We start from the raw sequence: 19,148 nt of genomic DNA on the forward strand, positions 1-19,148 counted from the left end.
ACCAGTCGACGTCGGTCAGGCCGAGCCGGCGGGCGACCCGCTCGGTCTCGGTGCTGAGGTACGGCTGCAACAGCACCGGCTCGTCGAAGAACGGCACCGGCACATCCGTCCGGGCGGCGAGGGCGCGGCTGCGTCGCGCGCCGTCGCGCCACGCGGCCGACGGCTCGCCGTACTCGGCGGTGCCGGCGGCGAGGAAGTCCAGGGCGGCGCCGGGCGTGAACCCGTCGCGGCCCCCGACGTACCCGGTCATCCGCCGCGCCCCCGGCGTCTGCGCGGCGAGGTGGGCGGGGAGCAGCCCGGACAGGCCGGGCATCAGACCGGCGGAGAGCACCGCGACCCGGTCGGCGGCCCCGGGCAGGGCGGACACCGCCGCGTGCAGCGGGTCGTCGCCGGCCGCGTCGACGTAGCCGGCGCCGCAGCGGGCCGCCGCGCGGGCCACCGTGTCACCGATCGAGGCCGCCGGCCCGGCGCAGTTGACGACTGTGTGGCAGCCGGCGCAGAACGCGTCCAGGCTCGCCGGGTCGGTGACGTCCACCGCGCGCAGCTGGACCCGCGGGTTGTCGCCGTCGAGTCGGCCCGGCTCGCGGGCGCCGGCGCGTACGACGTCCACGCCCCAGGCCAGCAGGTGAGCCAGGGCGTGCCGGCCCACCCCGCCGGTGGCGCCCACCAGGGCGACCGTCGCGGCCACGTCAGCCGTCCCCGGCGATCGGACCGGCCCACTCGCCCGGATCGTCCGGCACCCGTCGCACGGTCAGCTCGCCCAGGCACACGTCGCGCCACCAGTCGACGCTCGTCGGGTCCGGCTCCGCCGCGCACAGCAATGTGACGTCACCCGCGTACGGGGAACTGCCGTAGCCGTCGCCGTCGACCGGGTCGGCGATCACCAGGGTGGCGACGTCCACCCCGGACTCGGTGAGCTGCCGGGCCAGCTCCAACGCCAGCACCCCGGCCGCACCCCGCCCCACCAGCACCAGCTCCCCGGCCGACACGTGCTCGGCCAGCGCGGTCGTGTAGTCGGCGGAGAGGCGTTGCACAAGCGGCACCGGGTCGAGACCCGCGTAGCGGTGCAGGCCACCGTCGACGATCCCGCACACGGCCCCGGTGGCGGCCAGCCGCTCGGCCAGCCCGGCGTACCCGTCGAGGCCGCCGCTGCCGTCGTGCACCAGCACGTAGCGAGGCGGGCCCTCGCCGGCCAGCGTCACCACCTCGCCGGTGTCGCTGACGGCCGGCTCCTCGTCGGGCCGGACGCCGCCGACGGCGGCCAGGTGATCGGCCAGGTCGGCGACGGTCGGGTGCTCCAGGATCCGGCGCAGCAACTCGTCGAAGAACACGTCGGCGGCGGCCGGCACCCGCTCGGCGAGCTGACCGGCGAGTTTCGCGGCGAGCAGCGAGTCACCGCCGAGGGCGAAGAAGTCCGCGTCCCGCCCGACCCGTTCCACCCGCAGCACGTCGGCCCAGACGGCCGCGATCTGCTCCTCCAACTCGGTGAGCGGGGCCGCGGCGGTCGCCTCGGGACCGGCCGTCGTGGCCGCCACCAGCCGGCGTACGGCCGCCCGGTCGAGCTTGCCGTTGGCCGTGCGGGGCAGCTCGTCGACCACCTGCAGCACGCTCGGGATCATGTAGTCGGGCAGCCGGTCGGTCAGGTGCGCCCGCAGCTCGTCGGGCACCACCCGTCGCCGGTCGGCCTTCACCCGCGCGGCGATGATGCGCATGCCGAGCCCGGCCATCGGGTCGGCGGCCGGCGGCAGGTCGAGTACGGGCGACGCCCCGGCGGCGGCGAGCAGGCTGCGCCACTCGTCGCCGGTGAGAAACGTGCGGTCGGTGCCGTGGCGCAGGTCGGCGAAGTCGCCCAGGTCGTCGTCGAGCCGCACCAGCAGCTCCAGCGACGTCATGATCTGGTAGTGCTCCCGGGTCATCTCCAGCAGCACCAGGTGGCCGCCGGGGGCGAGCAGTCCGCGCAGCCGGGCCAGCGTGGCCGGTACGTCCCGGGTGGCGTGCAGGACGTCGCCGGCGATCACGATGTCGGCGCTGTTCGGCGCCATCCCCTGCCCGGCCAGGTCGGCGTCGAGGTCGAGCTGCGCGAAACGCAGCCCCGGCCGGTCGGCGAAGCGTTGCCGGCCGGCGCCGAGGAAGAACGCCGACAGGTCGGTGTAGAGGTAGTCGACGTCGAGGCCGTCCAGTGCGTCGAGCACCGCAGCGGTCGTACCGCCGGACCCGGCGCCGACCTCGACGATCCGCACCGGCCCGTCCAGCCGCTCGGCCAGCGCCCGGACGGTCTCCGCCGCGACCGCGTTGGCCCACCTGTTGAACAGGGCGTCGGCGTAGAGGTTGTCCGACACCTCCAGCTCACCACCGGGAAAGAGCAGCGCGAGGGGGTCCTCGTCGCCGCGCAGCAGCGCCGGCAGCGCCGCGGCGCTGGCCTGGAAGTAGCGGACCAGCTCGGGGGACTCCCCGACCGCCGCCGCCCGCTCGGCCACCGCGTCCCAGGCCCGCGCGGCCGGCGGTGGCCCGCTGACCAGCCGGTAACCGTCGTCGTCGTGGCGCAGCACCCCGCTGTCGGTCAGCGCCCGCAGCCAGCGGCGCAGCAGCCGGCGGTGCCGGGGTGCGACGCGGGTGGCCGCGTACACCTCGGCCAGGCGGTGCGGGCGGTCGTCGAGCGCGAGACCCGCGGCGCGCAGCGTGTCCAGCATGGCGGCGAGGCCGAGCTGGTCCAGCTCGTGCAGGTACGCCTCGTACGCGCCCAGGTCGGTCCCGGCGACGAGCGCCGACCCGGCCGCGGTGGGCCCGGCCGGGTCGACCGGCTGCCCGGGGCCGGGCTCGACGGCGGCAGGCTGCACGACGGCGGCCAGCCGCCGCTCCAGTGGACGGTCGCCGTCGACCACCGCGATCGCCCCGCCCACGCCCGGGTGCGCCAGCAACGCCGACTCGACCTCGGCCAGCTCGATCCGGTGGCCGCGGATCTTGACCTGGAAGTCCTCCCGGCCGAGGAACTCGATCGTGCCGTCGGGCAGGTAGCGGCCCAGGTCACCGGTGCGGTACAACCGCTCGCCGCTGGACGGGTCGGTGACGAACCGCTCGGCGGTGCGCGCCTCGTCGCCGAGGTAGCCCAGCGCCAGCCCGGCCCCGCCGATGTACAGCTCGCCGGCGACCCAGTCCGGGCGAGGCCGCAGCGCCGCGTCGCGGACGTGCCAGGTCTGGTTGGTCAGCGGCACCCCGTACGGGATGCTGCGCCAGGATGGGTCGACCCGGCCGATCGGGTGGATGATCGACCAGATGGCGGCCTCGGTCGCGCCGCCGAGGCTGACCACCGCCAGACCGGGGACGAGGTCGCGGATCTGGTCCGGCAGGGTGACCGGAATCCAGTCGCCGCTGAGCAGGGCCAGCCGCAACGAAGGGACCCGGACCATCGGCGCGGCCGCGAGATAGTCGGCGAGCATCTGCACCTGCGCCGGCACCGAGTTCCAGATGGTGACCTCGTTCTCGGCCACCAGCTCCGCCCAGTGGGTCGGGTCGCCCCGGCGCTGCGGCGCGGGCAGCACCAGCGCCGCGCCGACCGCCGGCGGGCCGAACAGGTCGTAGACGGACAGGTCGAAGCCCAGACTGGCCAGGCCGAGGACGCGGTCGTCCGGCGTCACGTCGAACCGGGTGTTGATGTCGGCCACGGTGTTCAGGGCCGCCCGGTGGGTGATCACCACGCCCTTCGGGGTGCCGGTCGACCCGGAGGTGTGGATGACGTACGCGCGGTCGTCCGGGCCGACCGCGCGGGCCGGCACTGCCGTCGGCGCGGGCCCGTCGAGGTCGTCCACCGCGATCGGCGTCACCCGCGCCGGCCAGTGGCCGTCCACCCGGTCGGCCTCGGTGAGGACGTGCCGGACACCTGCGCCCTCGAGGATCAGGTCGCGGCGGGCGGGCGGCTGGTTCGTGTCGACCGGCACGTACGCCCCACCGGCCAGCAGGACGCCGAACACCGCGACCACCTGCCGCCAGCCCTTGTCGGCGACCACCGCGACCAGGTCACCGGGCCGGCAGCCGGCCTCGGCCAGCCGTGCGGCCACCGCCGTGGCACGGCCGGTGAGCTGCCGGTAGGTGAGGGTGCCGTCGGCGGCCACCACGGCCACCCGGTCCGGGGTTCGCAGCGCCTGGGCGAGCACCCCCTCGTGCAGCAGCCCGTCGGGCAGCGGCGCGGCGGTGTCGTTGACCTCGGCGCGGCGACGGGCGCTCGCCTCGGGCAGCGCCACCGGGGCCAGCTCCTCCCACGCCTCGTCGGTGGCTGCCAGCCGGCGCAGCAACGCGGTGTACGCGGCGAACATCTCGTCGACCACACCGTCGGGGAAGACGCCCTCGCGGACGTCCCAGTTGGTGGCCAGCCCACCCGAGCGTTCGATGTTCTGGCAGTCGATCCAGACCTGCGGGGTCTGGCTGATGCCGTACCCCAGCTCGCCGAAGCCCTCCACGCCGGTGTCGCCGCCCAGCCCGATGGCGCTGGTGAAGACGATGGGCATCAGCGCGGCGTCGGCGCCCCGACGGCGGGCCAGCTCGCGGACGACGTCGACGCCGGAGAACCGGCGGTGGTCCAGGTCGGACCAGAGCTGCGCCTGGATGCGCTTGGCCCGCTCCTGCACCGGCGCGTCCGGGCTCTGCTCCACGGCGAGCAGGCTGACCGAGGTGAAGTCGCCGACGATCCGGTCCACCTGCGGGTGCGTCGGCGTCCGGTTGAGCAGGGTGACGTCGACGGTGAAGCGCGGGTGCACGCTCCACGCGGCGATCACCTCGACGTACGCGGCGAGCACCGCGCCCGACGGGCTGACGCCGTGCTGCCCGGCGCGCTGGCGCAACCCGGCCCACTCGGTCGGGTCGAGCCGCAGGTCGAGGCGACGGAAGCGGGGCGGCGCGGCCGTGGCGTCACCGCGCAGCGGCAGCTCCGGCGCCGCAGGCAGGTCGTCGAGCCGGGCCAGCCACCAGTCCCGGTCCGAGTCGTGGCGGGGGCCGCCGCGCAGCGGTTCGGTGGCCAGCAGGTGATCGCGGAACGTCAGCGTCAGCTCGTCGGTGGGCGGCTCACCGGCGTAGCGGCGGCCCAGCTCGTCGAGCAGGATGTTGATGCTGACGAAGTCGCAGATCAGGAAATCGATCGAGAAGTGCAGGACGCTGCGGTGCGGGCCGCGGGTCACCCGCAACGCGAACAGCGGCCACTGCTGCGGGTCGTAGCGGCGGTGGTCCAGCTCCGCCCGGGTGGCGGCCACCGCCTCGGCGAAGCCGGCCGCGTCGGCGTCGCGCACCTCGATGCGGTACGCCGGCACGTCGGGACGTACCTGCTGGGAGCCGTCGCGGTTGACGACGGCCCGCAGCATGTCGTGCCGAGCGACGACCTCGTGCCAGGCGCGTTCCAGCCGGTCCACGTCCAGCTCAGGAAACGTCAGCTCGCCGTAGCCGTGGCAGCCGACCCCGCCGTACGCGAACGAGTCGCCCCGCCCGAGCAGGTACGCGCTCTGCACGTCGGTGAGCGGGAACGGCTCGTACCGCTGCTCGGGGTGCGGCACCGCGGTGGGCGCGGCGGCGTCGCGCAGCACGGCCAGCACCTGCTCCCGGTGCTCGCGTAGCGCGGCGCGGCGCTGGTCGGTGAGAACGCCGGTGGGGGCCCGGAAGCGGAGCTGGCCGTCTTCCTCCCAGAGCTGCACACCGACCTGCGCCAGCTCGGCGATGAGGTCCTGCCCGTTCATATGGCCGACCCCGAGTAGCTCCCGGCGTGGGCGGTGGTGAGGTTAGGGATCACTTTCGGCGTTATGTTGGTTTCCCTCATAGCGCTTGACCACCTCCGAGGTCGCGGCACCGTTTGTGGCGATGAAGTAGCCCTTGATCCAGAAATCCGGAAGCCTGACTTTGAAATGCGGAGATTCCTGCCGCAGAAGTCGCGATGACTTGACCTCGACATGCTTGACGAGTCAATCGATGCCGTACTGCGCGTCGTGGACAACCCGCAGGTGGATGGCATTGTCGCTGGATCTGACCTCATCCACACCGGCACCAGGCGACGTCGTGTTCTAGAGTGAATTCCGTGCTGGAGGTAGTGCGTTACACTTACCGGCTGCGTCCCGGCGCGACCGCGACGGCCGCGCTGCTCGCCGAATGGGGTCGCTGCCGATTCCTGTGGAACGAGGCAGTGCACCAGCAGAAGATCGGCGCGAAGCCCACCTTCGGCGGCCTGTCCAAGATGCTCACTGAAGCCCGCGCGCGAAACGCGTGGCTGCGCGACGGCTCGCAGGTCGCCCAGCAACAGACCCTTCGTACCTACGCGGCCTCGTTGCGCCAGTCGTTCAGTGTCAAAGGGCGTGGGCTGCCGACGGTGAAGACCCGCAAACGGTCGTTGCCCAGCATGGAATACACCCTGCGCGGCTTCACCATCGCCGACGGGCGGTTGCGCCTTGCCCGTGGTGTCACCGTGCCAGTCGTTTGGTCGCGGGATCTGCCGTCTCCGCCGACCAGCGTGCGCGTCTACCAAGACAGCCTGGGGCACTGGTACGCGTCGTTCGTCGTCCGCCGCGAGGCCGCCGCCGCGCCCGAGGCGTCCGGGGTAATCGGGGTTGACTGGGGCGTGAAGACCACCGCCACAACCACCGATGCGCGATTCGACCTGCCGCACCTCGGGCATCGCAGGCGGTGCGCCGCCGAACTGGCCAAAGCGCAGCGGAAGATGTCCCGTCGCCGCCGATCCGGTGGGCACGGACAGTCCAACGGCTACCGCAGGGCCAAGCGCGCGGCGGCGAAGCTGCACAAGAAGGCCGCCCGGCAGAACAGCCACGACTCCCGGCAGTGGGCGAAACGGGTCGTCGACCACCATCAGGTGATCGCCGTGGAGGATTTCAAACCGACGTTCCTGGCCAGGTCCACGATGGCACGTAAGGCCGCTGACGCCGCGATCGGCGCGGCAAAGCGGGAACTGATCCAGCAGGGCACGCGGGCGGGCCGGAAGGTGGTGCTCGTTCCGCCCGCCTACACGACCATGACGTGCTCCTCGTGCGCGGCGAGAGCCAAGCAGCGCATCGGGTTGAACGTCAGAGTCTTCGAGTGCGCGGCCTGCGGTTTCACCGCTTGCCGCGACGCGAACGCCGCGAGGACGATCCTCGCCACGGTAGAGCGCGACCGTGCCGGTGCTGACGACGTCAGACATGCGATCACCTCCTTTCGAGGTACGGGGTCGAATGCGGTCTGAGCCGGGAATCCCCTGGATTCATCCTTGGGGAAGCGTTAAATCGCGCCTTCCTCGTACGTGCCGGCGGCGTGCTGCACGGCGGTGGCCAGGTCCGCGATGGTTGGTCGGTCGAGCAGCCCCCGCATCGGCAGGTCGACGCCGTAGCGTTCGCGCAGCACCGCCAGCAGGCGGGTGGCGAGCAGGCTGTCCCCGCCGAGGCTGAAGAAGTTGCGGGTGCGGCCGGGAACGGGGCAGTTCAGCAGCTCCGCCCAGAGCGCGCCGAGGTCGCTCTCCAGGCCGGCGTGGGGTGGCTCGTCGGCCGGTCCGCTGTCTCCGCTGGCGAGCAGGGTGGCCACCGCTCCCCGGTCGATCTTGCCGTTGGCGCTCAGCGGCAGCGCGTCGAGCACGGCGACGTGCTCGGGCACCATGTACGCGGGCAGCCGGTCGACGACGAACGCGCCGGTGGCGTCCGGGTCGAGGGTGACGCCCGGCTCGGGCACGACGGCTGCGGCGAGCCGGCGGGTGTTGGTGCCCACGGCCACCACGACGGCTTCGCGCACTCCGGGGCAGTCGGTCAGGGCGGCCTCGACCTCACCCAACTCGATGCGATGACCGCGGATCTTGACCTGGAAGTCCGCCCGGCCCAGGAACTCCAGGGTCCCGTCCGGCCAGTACCGGCCCAGGTCACCCGTGCGATACCAACGCATCCCGTCATACGTCACGAACCGCTGCGCGGTGCGCTCCGGATCTCCCCGGTAGCCGGCCGCCACCCCGGCCCCGCCGATCCACAACTCCCCGACCACCCAGTCGGGACAGTCGCGCCCCCGCCCGTCGACGACCCGGTAGCGCTGGTTGGGCAGCGGGAAGCCGTACGGGATGGACCGCCAGTACGCCGGCACCTCGTCGACCTCGAACACGTTGGACCAGATGCCCGCCTCGGTGGCGCCGCCGAGGGCGGTCAGTCGGGCGTCCGGTCGGCGGGCGACCAGCCGGTCACGCAGGTCCAGGCCGACCCAGTCACCGGAGACCAGGGCGTGCCGCAACGCGCCGAGCGGTTCGTCGCCGGCCGCGGTGAGCAGCATGTCGAGCAGGGCGGGCACGGTGTTCCAGATGGTGACGTCGTGCTCGCGGACGAGCCGCAGCCAGGCGCGGGCGTCGCGTCGCTGCCCCTCCTCGACGAGCACCACCGCGCCGCCGACGCCGAGCAGGGCGAAGATGTCGTACACCGAGAGGTCGAAGTCCAGCGCCGACACGGCGAGGACCCGGTCGTCCGGGCCGAGGCGAAGCCGGTCGTTGACCGCCGCGATGGTGTTGCCGGCCGCCGCGTGGGACACCTCCACGCCCTTGGGCTCGCCCGTCGAGCCGGAGGTGAAGATGACGTACGCCAGTGACGCCGGCTCCACCGGGACGCAGCCGTCGAGGGCGGGGCCGCCGTCGCCGGCCGGGTCGAGCCCGTCCGCGCCGACGACCGTCTTCACGTCGGCGCGGGTGAGGATCCGCTCCCGGCGGACCACCGGCTGGTCGACGCCGACCGGCACGTACACGCCACCGGCGGCGAGCACAGCCAGCACCGCGACGATCTGGTCGACGCCCTTGGGCAGGCACACGCCCACCGCGTCACCCGACGCGACCCCGGCCCGCGACAGAGCCCCCGCCAGCGTCAACGCTCTTCCCGCCAGGTCCCCGTAGGACACCGCTACCCCGTCACCGCGCAACGCCACCCGAGCCGGCTCCCGGGCCGCCCAGTCGAAAAACCCGTCATGCAGCAGGCCGGGCGTGATCGGCGCGGCGGTCGCGTTCACCCGCTCACGCACCGCCCGCTGCCCGGCGGGAAGCCCGACCGGCACGGGCCGCGCCCAGTTCCCGGCCGCGAGGGTGGTCAGCAGCTCGACGTACGCGGCGAACATCGTCTCCGCCACGTCGGGCGGGAACAGCTCCGCCACCACGTCCCAGTTGATGCTCAGGCCACCGTCGCGTTCCATGACCTGGTTGTCCAGCCACACCTGCGGGGTCTGCGAGGCGCCCCAGATCTGCTCGCCGAACGGTAGGGACATGCTCACCAGTTCGTCGCTGATGCCAAGTGCGCTGGTGAAGACGACAGGCATGGCGGCGGGGGCGCCGGTGCGCCGCGCGATCTCCCGCAGCACCCAGATGGCGGAGACGGCGTTGTGCTCCATGCCGTCCCACATGCGCTCCTGGAGGCGGCGTACCACGGTCAGGAAGTCGTCGGCCGCGCCGGGGCGGTGCGGGACGAGCAGCAGCGAGGTGAAGTCGCCGAGCACGTGGTCGATGTCGGGGTGCACCTCGCGGCGGTCGAAGAGGGTCAGGTTGAGGGTGAGGTCCGGCCGCGCGCTGAAGGCCGACAGCACCTCGGCGTACGCGGTGGCGAGCACGGCGGCCGGGCTCACCCCGTGGGCGCGGGCGGCGCCGACCAGGGCGGTCCACTCGGCGGGACCGAGCCGCGCCGCGTGGCGGACGAAGCGGGGGGCGCGCACCCGGTCCGGGTCGACGGCGAGCGGTAACCGCGGCGCGGGGGGCAGCTCCGCGGCCTGCGCCGACCAGTAGCGCTGGTCGGCCTCGACTGTCGCCTCGTCGGGCCGGGCGGTGAGGACGTAGTCGCGAAACGACACGCCGATCGGGCGCAGCGGCGCGTCGAGGTCGGCGTAGAGGGCGGACAGCTCGGCGAAGACGGTCACGATGCTGAGGGCGTCGAGCACGATGTAGTCGAAGCTGAACGCCAGCCGGACGCGGCGCTCGCCGTACCGGACGGCCTCGATGGCGACCAGCGGCCAGCGGGTCGGGTCGGCGATCCGGTGGGACAGCCGTTCGCGCAGGTCGGTGAGCGCGGCCTCGCCCTCGCCGACGTCGATGGTCACCTCGGGCACCTCGGGTTGGACGCGTTGGCGTCCGTCGGGGTCGAAGACGGCCCGCAGCATCTCGTGTCGGCGAACGAGGCGGTTCCAGGCCGCGGTGAGCCGGTCGAGGTCCACGTCCTCGCCGTCGAATTCCCAGTACCAGTGGGAGCCGACCTCACCGAGGGCGAAGTCGCCGCTGCGACCCATCCAGTACGCCCGCTGCACGTCGGTCGCCGGGAACGGCTCGTGGCGGTGCGCCGGGTCGGCCACGAAGGTCCCGGTCAGCGTGGCGCCCGTGTCGAGGCGTACCCCGGCGGCGAACCCGGCGAGCGTCGGCTCGGCGAAGAGGCGGCGCAGTTGTCCGCCGGCCAGCCCGGCCGAGCGCATCCGCCCGAGCAGGCGGGTGGCGAGCAGACTGTCCCCGCCGAGGGTGAAGAAGCTGTCGGCGCGACCGACGGTCGGCACGCCGAGCAGCTCGGCCCAGAGGGTGGCCAACGCCGTCTCGACCGGCCCGACGGGCGGCTCGACCGCCGTGAACCGGCCGGCGCCCTCGGCGAGCCGTCGTGCCAACGCCGGCCGGTCGATCTTGCCGTTGCCGCTCAAAGGCAGCGCGTCGAGCACGGCGACGTGCTCGGGCACCATGTACGCGGGCAGCCGGTCCACGACGAACGCCCGTACGGCCTCCGGGTCCACGTCGGACGCCTCGGGTACGACCGCGGCGGCGAGCCGGCGGGTGCTGGTGCCCACGGCCACCACCACGGCCTCGCGCACGCCGGGGCAATCCAGTAGCGCGGCCTCGACCTCACCCAACTCGATGCGATGACCCCGGATCTTGACCTGGAAGTCCGCCCGGCCCAGGAACTCCAGCGTCCCGTCCGGCCAGTACCGGCCCAGGTCACCCGTGCGATACCAGCGCACCCCGTCATGGGTCACGAACCGCTGCGCGGTGCGCTCCGGATCTCCCCGGTAGCCGGCCGCCACCCCCGCCCCACCGATCCACAACTCCCCCACCACCCAGTCCGGGCAGTCCCGCCCCCGCCCGTCCACCACGCGACAGCGCTGGTTGGGCAGCGGAACCCCGTACGGGATGGACCGCCAGTGCGCCGGCACCGCACCGACCTCGAAGACGGTCGAGTGGATGGCGGTCTCGGTGGTGCCGCCCAGGGCGACGAGCCGGGCGTCCGGGCGCAGCGCCACCAGGCGGTCGCGCAGATCCAGGCCGACCCAGTCGCCGCCGAGCAGGGCGAGCCGGAGGTGGTCCAGCCCGCCGTCGGCCTCGGCGGCGGTCAGCAGCATGTCCAGCAGCGCGGGGACCGACTGCCAGACGGTGACCCGGTGCGTGTCGACGAGCCGACGCCAGGCGTTCGCGTCGCGTCGCTGCTCCTCGCCGATCAGCACCACCGCGCCGCCGACGCCGAGCAGGGCGAAGATGTCGAACACCGACAGGTCGAAGTCCAGCGCCGACACGGCGAGGACCCGGTCGTCCGCGCTGATGTCGAACCGCTGGCGGATGGCCTCGATGGTGGTGCCGGCGGCGGAGTGCGGCACCTCGACGCCCTTGGGCTCGCCCGTGGAGCCGGAGGTGAAGATGACGTACGCCAGCGACGCCGCGTCCCCGGGAACGCAGCCGTCCAGGGGCGGGCCGCCGTCACCGGCCGGGTCGAGCCCGTCCGCGCCGACGACCGCCCTGACGCCGGCCCGCTGCCAGATCCGGCCGCGCCGGGCGGCGGGTTGGTCGATGCCGACCGGCACGTACACGCCACCGGCGGCGAGCACTCCCAGCACCGCGACGATCTGGTCGACGCCCTTGGGCAGGCACACGCCCACCGCGTCACCGGGCGCGACCCCGGCCCGCGCCAGCGCCCCGGCCAGCGTCAACGCCCGAGCGGCCAGCTCCCCGTAGGACACCACTACACCGTCACCGCACAACGCCACCCGAGCCGGCTCCCGGGCCGCGGTGTCGAAGAACCCGTCGTGCAGCAGGCCGGGCGTGATCGGCGCGGCCGTCGCGTTCACCCGCTCACGCACCGCCCGCTGCTCCTGCGGCAGCAGGTCGCCCGGCGACGCGGCCCAGTGGCCGTCGATCAGGCCGCCCAGCAGCCGGACGTACGCGGCGAACATCGCCTCCGACACACCCGGTCCGAACAGCTCCGCCACCACGTCCCAGTTGAGGTACAGGCCCCCCTCACGCTCGGTGACCTGGTTGTCCAGCCACACCTGCGGGGTCTGCGACGACGTCCACACCGGGTCGCCGAAGCACTCCCGCACGTCCGCGCCGAAGAGGTCGCCGAGGCTGAGCGCGCTGGTGAACACCACCGGGGCGAGCACGGCCCGGTCGGAGCGGGCGCGGGCCAGGTCGCGCAGCACGTCCACTCCGGAGTACGCGCTGTGCGCCACGTCCCGGGCGAACTGCTCGCCCAGGCGGCGGGCCCTGTCGACGAACGGCACCTCGTCGGTGGCGTCGACCTCCAGCAGCAGCAGGTTGGTGAAGTCCCCACTGAGCAACGGCACGTCCGCGTGGTACGGCGTCCGGTCGTACAGCGGCAGGTTGAGCAGGAAGCGTTGCCGGCTGCTCCAGGCGGCCAGGGCCTCGGCGAAGGCCGTCAGGAACACCATCGACAGGGTGACGCCGTGCTCGCGCGCGCGGGCGGCGAGCCGGTCCCGGTCGGCGCCGGAGAGCCAGTGGTGGTGGCGGACCACCTGGTGCCCGCTGACCCGCTCCGGGGCCACTGCCACCGGCAGGTCGGGCCCGCCGGGCAGGTCGGGCACCCGTTGGCGCCAGTAGCCGGCCGCGGCCTCGCGGGCGTCGGCCCGACGCCGCTCGTGGGTGGCCAGATACTGGGGATAGCTGTAGCCGATGGGCGGCAGCGGTTCGTCGGGCCGGCGGTAGAGATGGGCGAGGTCGCCGAGGAGCACCCGGAAGCTGTGCGCGTCGGCGACCAGCATCTCGATCTCCACGTGCACCCGGCTCGCCCCGTCGGGCAGCAGGCAGAGCTGGACGTCGAACACCTCGCCCCGGTCCACCCGCAGGGTGCGGTGCGAGAGGGTGGCGCGCAGATCGGCGAGCCGCCGGTCCCGCTCGTACGCCGGCAGGTCACGCAGGTCGTGCACGGTCAGGCCGGGCCACGCGCCGTCCGGGGTGATCTGCTGCCGGCCGTCGTCGAGGAAGCGGGCGCGCAGCATGTCGTGGCGGCGCACCAGGGCTCGGACGGCCCGGTCCAGCCGGTCCGGGTCCACCTGACGGCCGTCGAACTCGTTGTAGAAGTGCGCCCCCACACCGCCGAGGGCCTGCTCACCGGCCCGCCCGACCCAGTACGCGTGCTGCATGGTCGCCAGGGCGAACGGCTCGTCCGGGTCGACCGTCACCTCGTCGTCGGCGACGGCGGCCGGCTCGTCGACGGGCGACGCCGGGTGGGCCAGCGCGTGCCACTGTCGGACGGTGCGCAGCTCGATGAGTTGGGCGAAGGTGAGACCCGCGCCGGCCCAGCGGGCGGCGAGCCGCATCAGCCCGATCGAGTCGAGGCCGCGCTCCAGCAGATCCTCGTCGGGTGACACCGGCTCGTCGAGCAGCGACGCGACGTCGTCGCACATGCCGTCGAGGGTCAGCGTGGTCGGCACTGGCATGTCTCCTCCCGACTCCTCAGGCGCGGGGAACGCGGATCGAGCGGTCGGCGAACCCGATGAGGTCCAGCCGCTCCAGGCCGTCGCGGACCCGGGGAGTCAGCAGGCCGATGTTGGCCAGCGCGGTGACCACGCGGGCGAAGATGGCCTGCCGATACTTGATCATCAGCTCGTTGTGCGCGGCGAAGTCGACGCCCTCGCCCCGGTCGACCTCGATGCGGTCCCAGACGTCCTCGAGCAGGAACCGGCGGCGCATGAGACTCGCCGAGTCGAGCACCATCTCCTCGCGGTCGGCCAGTTCGGCGCTGGTCATCTCGCGGTAGATGCCCTCCAGCGACAGCACCCCGAACGACACGTGCCGGGCCTCGTCGCGGGCTACGAGGCGGGTGATGTCGCAGATGAGGCGGTCGTGGAAGGTGCTGTTGGCGAGCCGGAACGCGGCCATCGCCAGGGCCTCGACCACGATCTGCATACCCAGCGCGGTGATGTCCCACCGGGAGTCGGAGAGCAGGTCCTCGATCAGCTCGGACAGCGCCGGGTTGATCGGGTACGGATGCGGCACCTTCTCGCGCAGGTAGCGGGAGAACGCCTCGACGTGCCGGGCCTCGTCGGCGGCCTGACTCGCGGCGTAGTACTTGCTGTCGAGGTCGGGCACCACCTCGACCAGGCGCGCGGCGACCACCAGCGCGCCCTGCTCACCGTGCAGGAACTGGCTCACCATCCACGACTGGAGCTCCCAGCGGAACGTGTCCCACATTCCACGGCCGCGCCGCGCCAGCGGGGACGCCTCAAACGACGCCATGGCGAACGCGGAGTCGTCGGGCAGCGGCTCACCGAACGGCACCTCGATCGACCAGTCGACATCCGTGCTGGCGTTCCACTGTGCGCTCTTGGCCCGTTCGTACAGGGAGAGGACCCGGGGCATCTCGGACTCGTAGTGCCACGTCAGCTGCGCACGCACGGGGGTGGTCACCGACAGACCAGACATGCGCCCAAGGTACCGAGAGACAACACAAGATGCCAGACCCTTGATGACAGATACAACGACGAGCGGTACCGTCGTGGCGTGGCCCCCCGACCCGTACCGGCCTCCGTGGGACAGCGGCTGCTCGGCATCATCGAGCACTACCGGGCGGACCACGGGGCGTTGAACTGCCCGCTGCTGTGCCGCCTCAGCGGCGGCGCGGTCGACCTGACCGCGCTGGAACGGGCGCTCACCGCGTTGACCGCGCGGCACGAGGCGCTGCGGACCACGGTCGTGGGTCGCGGACCACGGCTGTCCCAGCTCGTGCACGATCCGCGACCCGTCGAGCTGCGGGTGGTCGACCTGCGCGGCGAGCCGGATCCGCACACCGCCGCCGACGACGCCGTCACCACCGAGCTGGCCACCCGGGTGGACGTGACACAGTGGCCGACCCGGGCCACCGCCTGGCGGGTCAGCGACCGCGAGGTGACCGTGTGCTTCACCATGCACCATCTGGTCACCGACGCGTGGTCGTGCGGGCTGCTCTTCGAGGAGCTGCGCACCCTCTACGCCGACGCGCAGGCCGCGCTGCCCCCGGTGCGCTGGCAGTACCCGCAGTTCGTGGCCTGGCAGGAGGGTCGGCTGGCCGGCACGGAGCTGGACCGGCAACGCGAGTTCTGGCGCGGTCAGCTGACCGGGCTGCGGTTGCCGCGCCTGCCGTATCGCGAGCCGCCCCCGGACGCCAGCCCGGGCGTGCTGGCCCGGGACCTCGACGCCGACGTCGCCGACGGGCTGCGCGCCCTGGCCCGGCGACACCGCACGACGCTGTTCACCGTGGCCCTGGCCGTCTACTACGCCGTCCTGCACCGGGTCACCGGGCAGGGTGACCTCGCCGTCGCCTCGCTGTTCGCCAACCGTGCCCGGCCGGAGAGCCAACGCACCGTCGGGTTCTGCGCCAACATGGTGGTGCTGCGCACCCGGCTGCCGCCGTTCGCCACCTTCGCGGCCCTGCTCCAGGCGACCCACGCGACCACCGCCGCCGCGTTCGCCAACCAGGAGCAGCCCTACCAGGCCGTCGCCACCGGCAGCGCCAACCTGGGCGGCCGGGTCGACGACGTGGTGTTCCAGATGATGGCCGAGCTGTCACACCGCGTACGCGTCGGCGACACCGAGTTCGAGTTGCTCGTCCCCGAGGCGATCGGAAGCCGCTTCGGCACCGAGCTGGCGCTCGCCCCGCGCGGCGACGGCCTGCGGGTGGTGCTGTTCCACACGCCACGGCTGGCCCCGGCCGACGCCGTACGCCTGCTCGACGGCTACGTCTCCGTGGCGCGGGCGGTGGTGGGCAACCCCGCCGTCGCGCTGTCGGCGCTGCCGCGACGCTAGCCCGCGATCAGCTCGGCCCCGCGTTCGCCGATCATGATGCTGGTCAACGCGGCCGGAGCGCGCAGCGGCACCGGAACGATGCTGGCGTCGACGACCCGCAGGTTGGCCACGCCGCGTACCCGGCACCGCCCGTCGACGACCGCGCCCGGGTCGTCCGCCGCGCCCATCCGCGCGCCGCCGACCAGGTTCAACCGGCTGTACGTGGTGGCGCGCAGCAGATGGTTGAGCTGCTCGTCGTCGCCCACCACCGCGTCGTCGACGAGCGCGAACCGGGCGACGGTCTTGGTGAAGGCGGCCTGGTTGGCGATCTCCCACGCGTGCCGGTACGCGTCGCGCATCCGGGCCAGGTCACCCTCGGCGGTGTAGAACCCGAGGTCGACCACGGGTGGGCTCGCCCCGTCGGCGTCGCGCACCGAGATGCGTCCGCGCGAGGCCATCGCCATGTCGCCGATCATCACGGTGTTGACCTGGTCGACGCCGATGATCCGGTCCAGACCCGCGCCGGCGCCCCGCGACGTGCTCATGCCGGTGAACAGGCTCAGGTAGAACGCCTGGTCGGCCGCGTGGCCCGGGATGCCGGCGAGCCGCGCGATGAGCTGCGTACGCGGCCAGTCGCCGCCGATCGTCTCCGGCTCGGGGACCACCAGGATGATCGCGCCGGGCTGATCGATCACGTCCGCGCCCACGCCGGGCAGGTCGACGAACGGCGTGACGCCGGCGGCGCGCAGCTCGTCGGCGGGGCCGATCCCCGAGCGCAGCAGCAGAGCCGGAGTGTACGGCGAGCCGGCGCAGAGGATGACCTCCCCGGCGTCGATCCGCTCCCCCGCGACCTGCACACCCACCGCCCGCCCGTCGTCGAGCAGCACCCGCTCGACCTCGGCGTCGCCGCGAACGACCAGATTGGACCGCGACCGGGCCGGGTCGAGGTGGGTGAGGGCGGTGGACATCCGCAGCCGGTCGCGCCGGTTCTGCGGGTACATCCCGATGCCCACGGCGTCGGGGGCGTTCATGTCCTCCTGGTAGTCGTGGCCCAGGCCGAGCGTGGCCTGCAGGAAGCCGTCCATCGCCGGCGTCAGCTCACCGCGCGGCCACCGGGTGATCGGTACGGGCCCGTCGGCGCCGTGGTGGTCACGGTCGCCGAACTGCTGGTCGGCCTCCAAGCGCCGAAACGCCGGGAGCACCGCCGGCCAGTCCCACTCCGGCAGGCCGCGGGCGCCCCAGGAGACGAAGTCGGCGGCCGGGGCCCGCATCGCGCCCCGGTCGTTGATCTGCGTGGAGCCGCCGACCACCCGGCCGCGCCGCAGCGGCGCCTCCCGCCCGGCGACGACGGTCGCCCGCAGGGGCCAGTCGAAGCCGTCCTCGGCCTCCACCGAGCCGGTCCGCAACGCCTCGGGCACCGCGGCCCCGACGAGGTCGGGGCCCGCCTCCAGCAGCAACACCGAGCGGCCCGGGTCCTCGCTCAGGCGGGCCGCGAGCACCGCGCCGGCCGCGCCCGCGCCGACGACCACGAAATCGTAGCGAAGCATGGGCTCAGCGTAGCCGAACACACGACATGCCAGGACGCATCACATGTGCTATCCGCGATTCTTCATTAGACTCTCGGGTATGAGCAGAGGCCCGGAAGTCATCCCCACCCTGCGCTACCGAGACGCGCCGGCCGCCATCCGGTGGCTGGTCGACGTCGTCGGTTTCCGCGCGGAGCTGGTCGTCCCCGGCCCGGACGACTCCATCAGTCACGCGCAACTGACCTGGGGCAACGGCATGGTCATGCTCGGTTCGCAGACGGACGGCAGTGACGGCCGGCTCGTTCTGGACACCGGGCCCGCCGCGACCTACGTGGTGCTCGACGACGTGGCGGCGCACTATGAACGGGTCGTCGCCGCCGGCGCCGAGGTCGTGCAGAAGCTCCGCGACGAGGACTACGGCGGCCAGGGCTATTCGGTCCGCGACGCCGAGGGCAACCTGTGGAGCTTCGGCTCCTACCGACCCGGCTCGTCCTGACCACCGACGGCTGATCCCCGACGCGCGGGCGGCGTGGGCCGGACCCGCGCGCCTGCGGCCGGGTCAGTCGTCCAGCAACAGGCCGGCCAGTTCGGCCCGGGTGTCGGCGACCGTGCCGTCGAAGGTCGCCAGCCACCACGCCCGGCGGTACCAGTGGTGCAGCGGCTGCTCCCACGTGAAGCCGCTGCCGCCGTAGGTCTGGATGGCCACCTCGCAGGCGGTCATCGCGGCCTCCCGGGCGGCCACGCTGGCCGTGAGCACGGCCTGGTCGGCGACCCGGCCCGGCTCGGCGTCGACCGCCCACGCGGCCCGGTAGGCCAGCGACCGGGCCATCTCGACCTGGCCGTAGCACTCGGCGAGGGGGTGCGCGACCGCCTGGTTGGCGCCGATCGGCGCTCCGAACTGGGTGCGGGTGGCGGCGTACCCGCTGGCCCAGGTCAGCGCCCTCGCCGCCACGCCGACGGCCTCGGCGGCGAGCAGCGCCAGGGCCCGCCGCCGGGTCAGCGCGAGCACGTCGGCGGCGGCGTCCGCGGCCACGAGGAGCGTCGAGGGTACGCCGGTCAGCTCCACCGTCGAGACGGGCCGGCTCTCATCGAGCGCCTGCCCACCGGCACCGCCCGGCGTCGCCTGCACCGCCGACGCGTCGACCAGGCGCAGCTCCACCCCGTACGCCCCGGTCGCGGCCACCACCAGGTCCACCGCGTCGAGCGCGTGTGGCACGCGGACCGCGCGGCCGGTCAACGTCCCGTCGGCCGCGACGGCGCAGCCGACACCCGGGGCGTCCGTCGACGAGCGTGCGCCTGTTGGTCGGCGGGCGGCGGCCACCGCCTCGGCGAGGGTGCCGGGGCCGTTCGCCCACGCCCAGGCCAGCGTCGCGGGAGCGGCGACCGGCCGGCCCGCCGCTCGCAGTGCCGGGCCGGCCAGGCCCACGGTGGCCCACCAGGGTAACGGGCTGCGCGCCCAGCCCATCCGTTCGGCGAGCAGCGCCAGCTCGACGGTGCCCAGCTCCGCGTCGAGCCAGCCCAGGTCGGTGACCTCGGCCCACGCCTGGCCGTCGTCGGTGGCCCGGTCGTCGGCGAGGTACTTCGCCGCAGTGTCCCGCAGCGCCTCCTGCTCACCGGTCAGTGCGAAGTCCATG

The 19,148-nt window shown here is 73.6% G+C and carries 9 protein-coding genes and 1 pseudogene; 3 read left to right on the plus strand and 7 right to left on the minus strand.

Going from position 1 to position 19,148, the window contains the following annotated elements; all coding sequences use genetic code 11:
• The 3 genes and pseudogenes from AB0J68_RS01860 to AB0J68_RS01870 all read right to left on the minus strand — a co-directional run.
• On the minus strand, window positions 1-688 hold a 688-nt coding region (locus AB0J68_RS01860), incomplete at its 3' end, for an NAD(P)H-binding protein (RefSeq protein ID WP_363935476.1).
• A 1-nt stretch (window position 689) separates the two neighbouring features.
• The gene (locus AB0J68_RS01865) at window positions 690-5,717 is read right to left on the minus strand and encodes an amino acid adenylation domain-containing protein (RefSeq protein ID WP_363935477.1); all 5,028 of its coding nucleotides are present in this window, start codon (window positions 5,715-5,717) and stop codon (window positions 690-692) included.
• Between the two features lie 42 nt (window positions 5,718-5,759).
• Window positions 5,760-5,927 (minus strand): annotated as a pseudogene (locus AB0J68_RS01870) (transposase); the annotation flags it as partial.
• Window positions 5,928-6,052: 125 nt separating this feature from the next.
• On the opposite strand from AB0J68_RS01870, the gene AB0J68_RS01875 reads away from it, so the two are divergent.
• Window positions 6,053-7,207 carry a transposase gene (locus tag AB0J68_RS01875; RefSeq protein WP_354860748.1) on the plus strand — a complete coding sequence of 385 codons (1,155 nt, stop codon included), beginning with the start codon at window positions 6,053-6,055 and terminating at the stop codon, window positions 7,205-7,207.
• Between the two features lie 35 nt (window positions 7,208-7,242).
• On the opposite strand, the gene AB0J68_RS01880 is transcribed toward AB0J68_RS01875, so the two are convergent.
• Both AB0J68_RS01880 and AB0J68_RS01885 read right to left on the minus strand, forming a co-directional pair.
• Window positions 7,243-13,665 carry an amino acid adenylation domain-containing protein gene (locus tag AB0J68_RS01880; protein ID WP_363935479.1) on the minus strand — a complete coding sequence of 2,141 codons (6,423 nt, stop codon included), beginning with the start codon at window positions 13,663-13,665 and terminating at the stop codon, window positions 7,243-7,245.
• A gap of 16 nt (window positions 13,666-13,681) precedes the next feature.
• On the minus strand, window positions 13,682-14,650 hold the full coding sequence (locus AB0J68_RS01885) for a ferritin-like domain-containing protein (protein WP_354860751.1): 969 nt from the start codon (window positions 14,648-14,650) through the stop codon (window positions 13,682-13,684).
• A gap of 78 nt (window positions 14,651-14,728) precedes the next feature.
• On the opposite strand from AB0J68_RS01885, the gene AB0J68_RS01890 reads away from it, so the two are divergent.
• Window positions 14,729-16,009, plus strand: a complete 1,281-nt coding sequence (locus tag AB0J68_RS01890) for a condensation domain-containing protein (protein ID WP_363935481.1) — start codon at window positions 14,729-14,731, stop codon at window positions 16,007-16,009.
• Here the strand turns inward: AB0J68_RS01890 and AB0J68_RS01895 are convergent.
• Complete coding sequence (locus tag AB0J68_RS01895) at window positions 16,006-17,535, minus strand: GMC family oxidoreductase N-terminal domain-containing protein (protein WP_363935483.1); 1,530 nt, start codon at window positions 17,533-17,535, stop codon at window positions 16,006-16,008. The two genes, AB0J68_RS01890 and AB0J68_RS01895, sit on opposite strands and share 4 nt — an antisense overlap.
• Window positions 17,536-17,614: 79 nt before the next feature.
• Between AB0J68_RS01895 and AB0J68_RS01900 the strand changes: the two genes are divergently transcribed.
• Window positions 17,615-18,010: a VOC family protein gene (locus tag AB0J68_RS01900; protein ID WP_354860756.1), complete on the plus strand. Its 396-nt coding sequence runs from the start codon at window positions 17,615-17,617 to the stop codon at window positions 18,008-18,010.
• A 63-nt stretch (window positions 18,011-18,073) separates the two neighbouring features.
• Here the strand turns inward: AB0J68_RS01900 and AB0J68_RS01905 are convergent, their stop codons facing one another.
• A complete protein-coding gene (locus AB0J68_RS01905; RefSeq protein ID WP_363935486.1) occupies window positions 18,074-19,147 on the minus strand; it encodes an acyl-CoA dehydrogenase family protein in 1,074 nt (357 codons plus the stop codon).
• Between the last annotated feature and the right edge of the window lies 1 nt (window position 19,148).

Source organism: Micromonospora sp. NPDC049580, from assembly GCF_040675595.1.
Taxonomy (GTDB): Bacteria; Actinomycetota; Actinomycetes; order Mycobacteriales; family Micromonosporaceae; genus Micromonospora.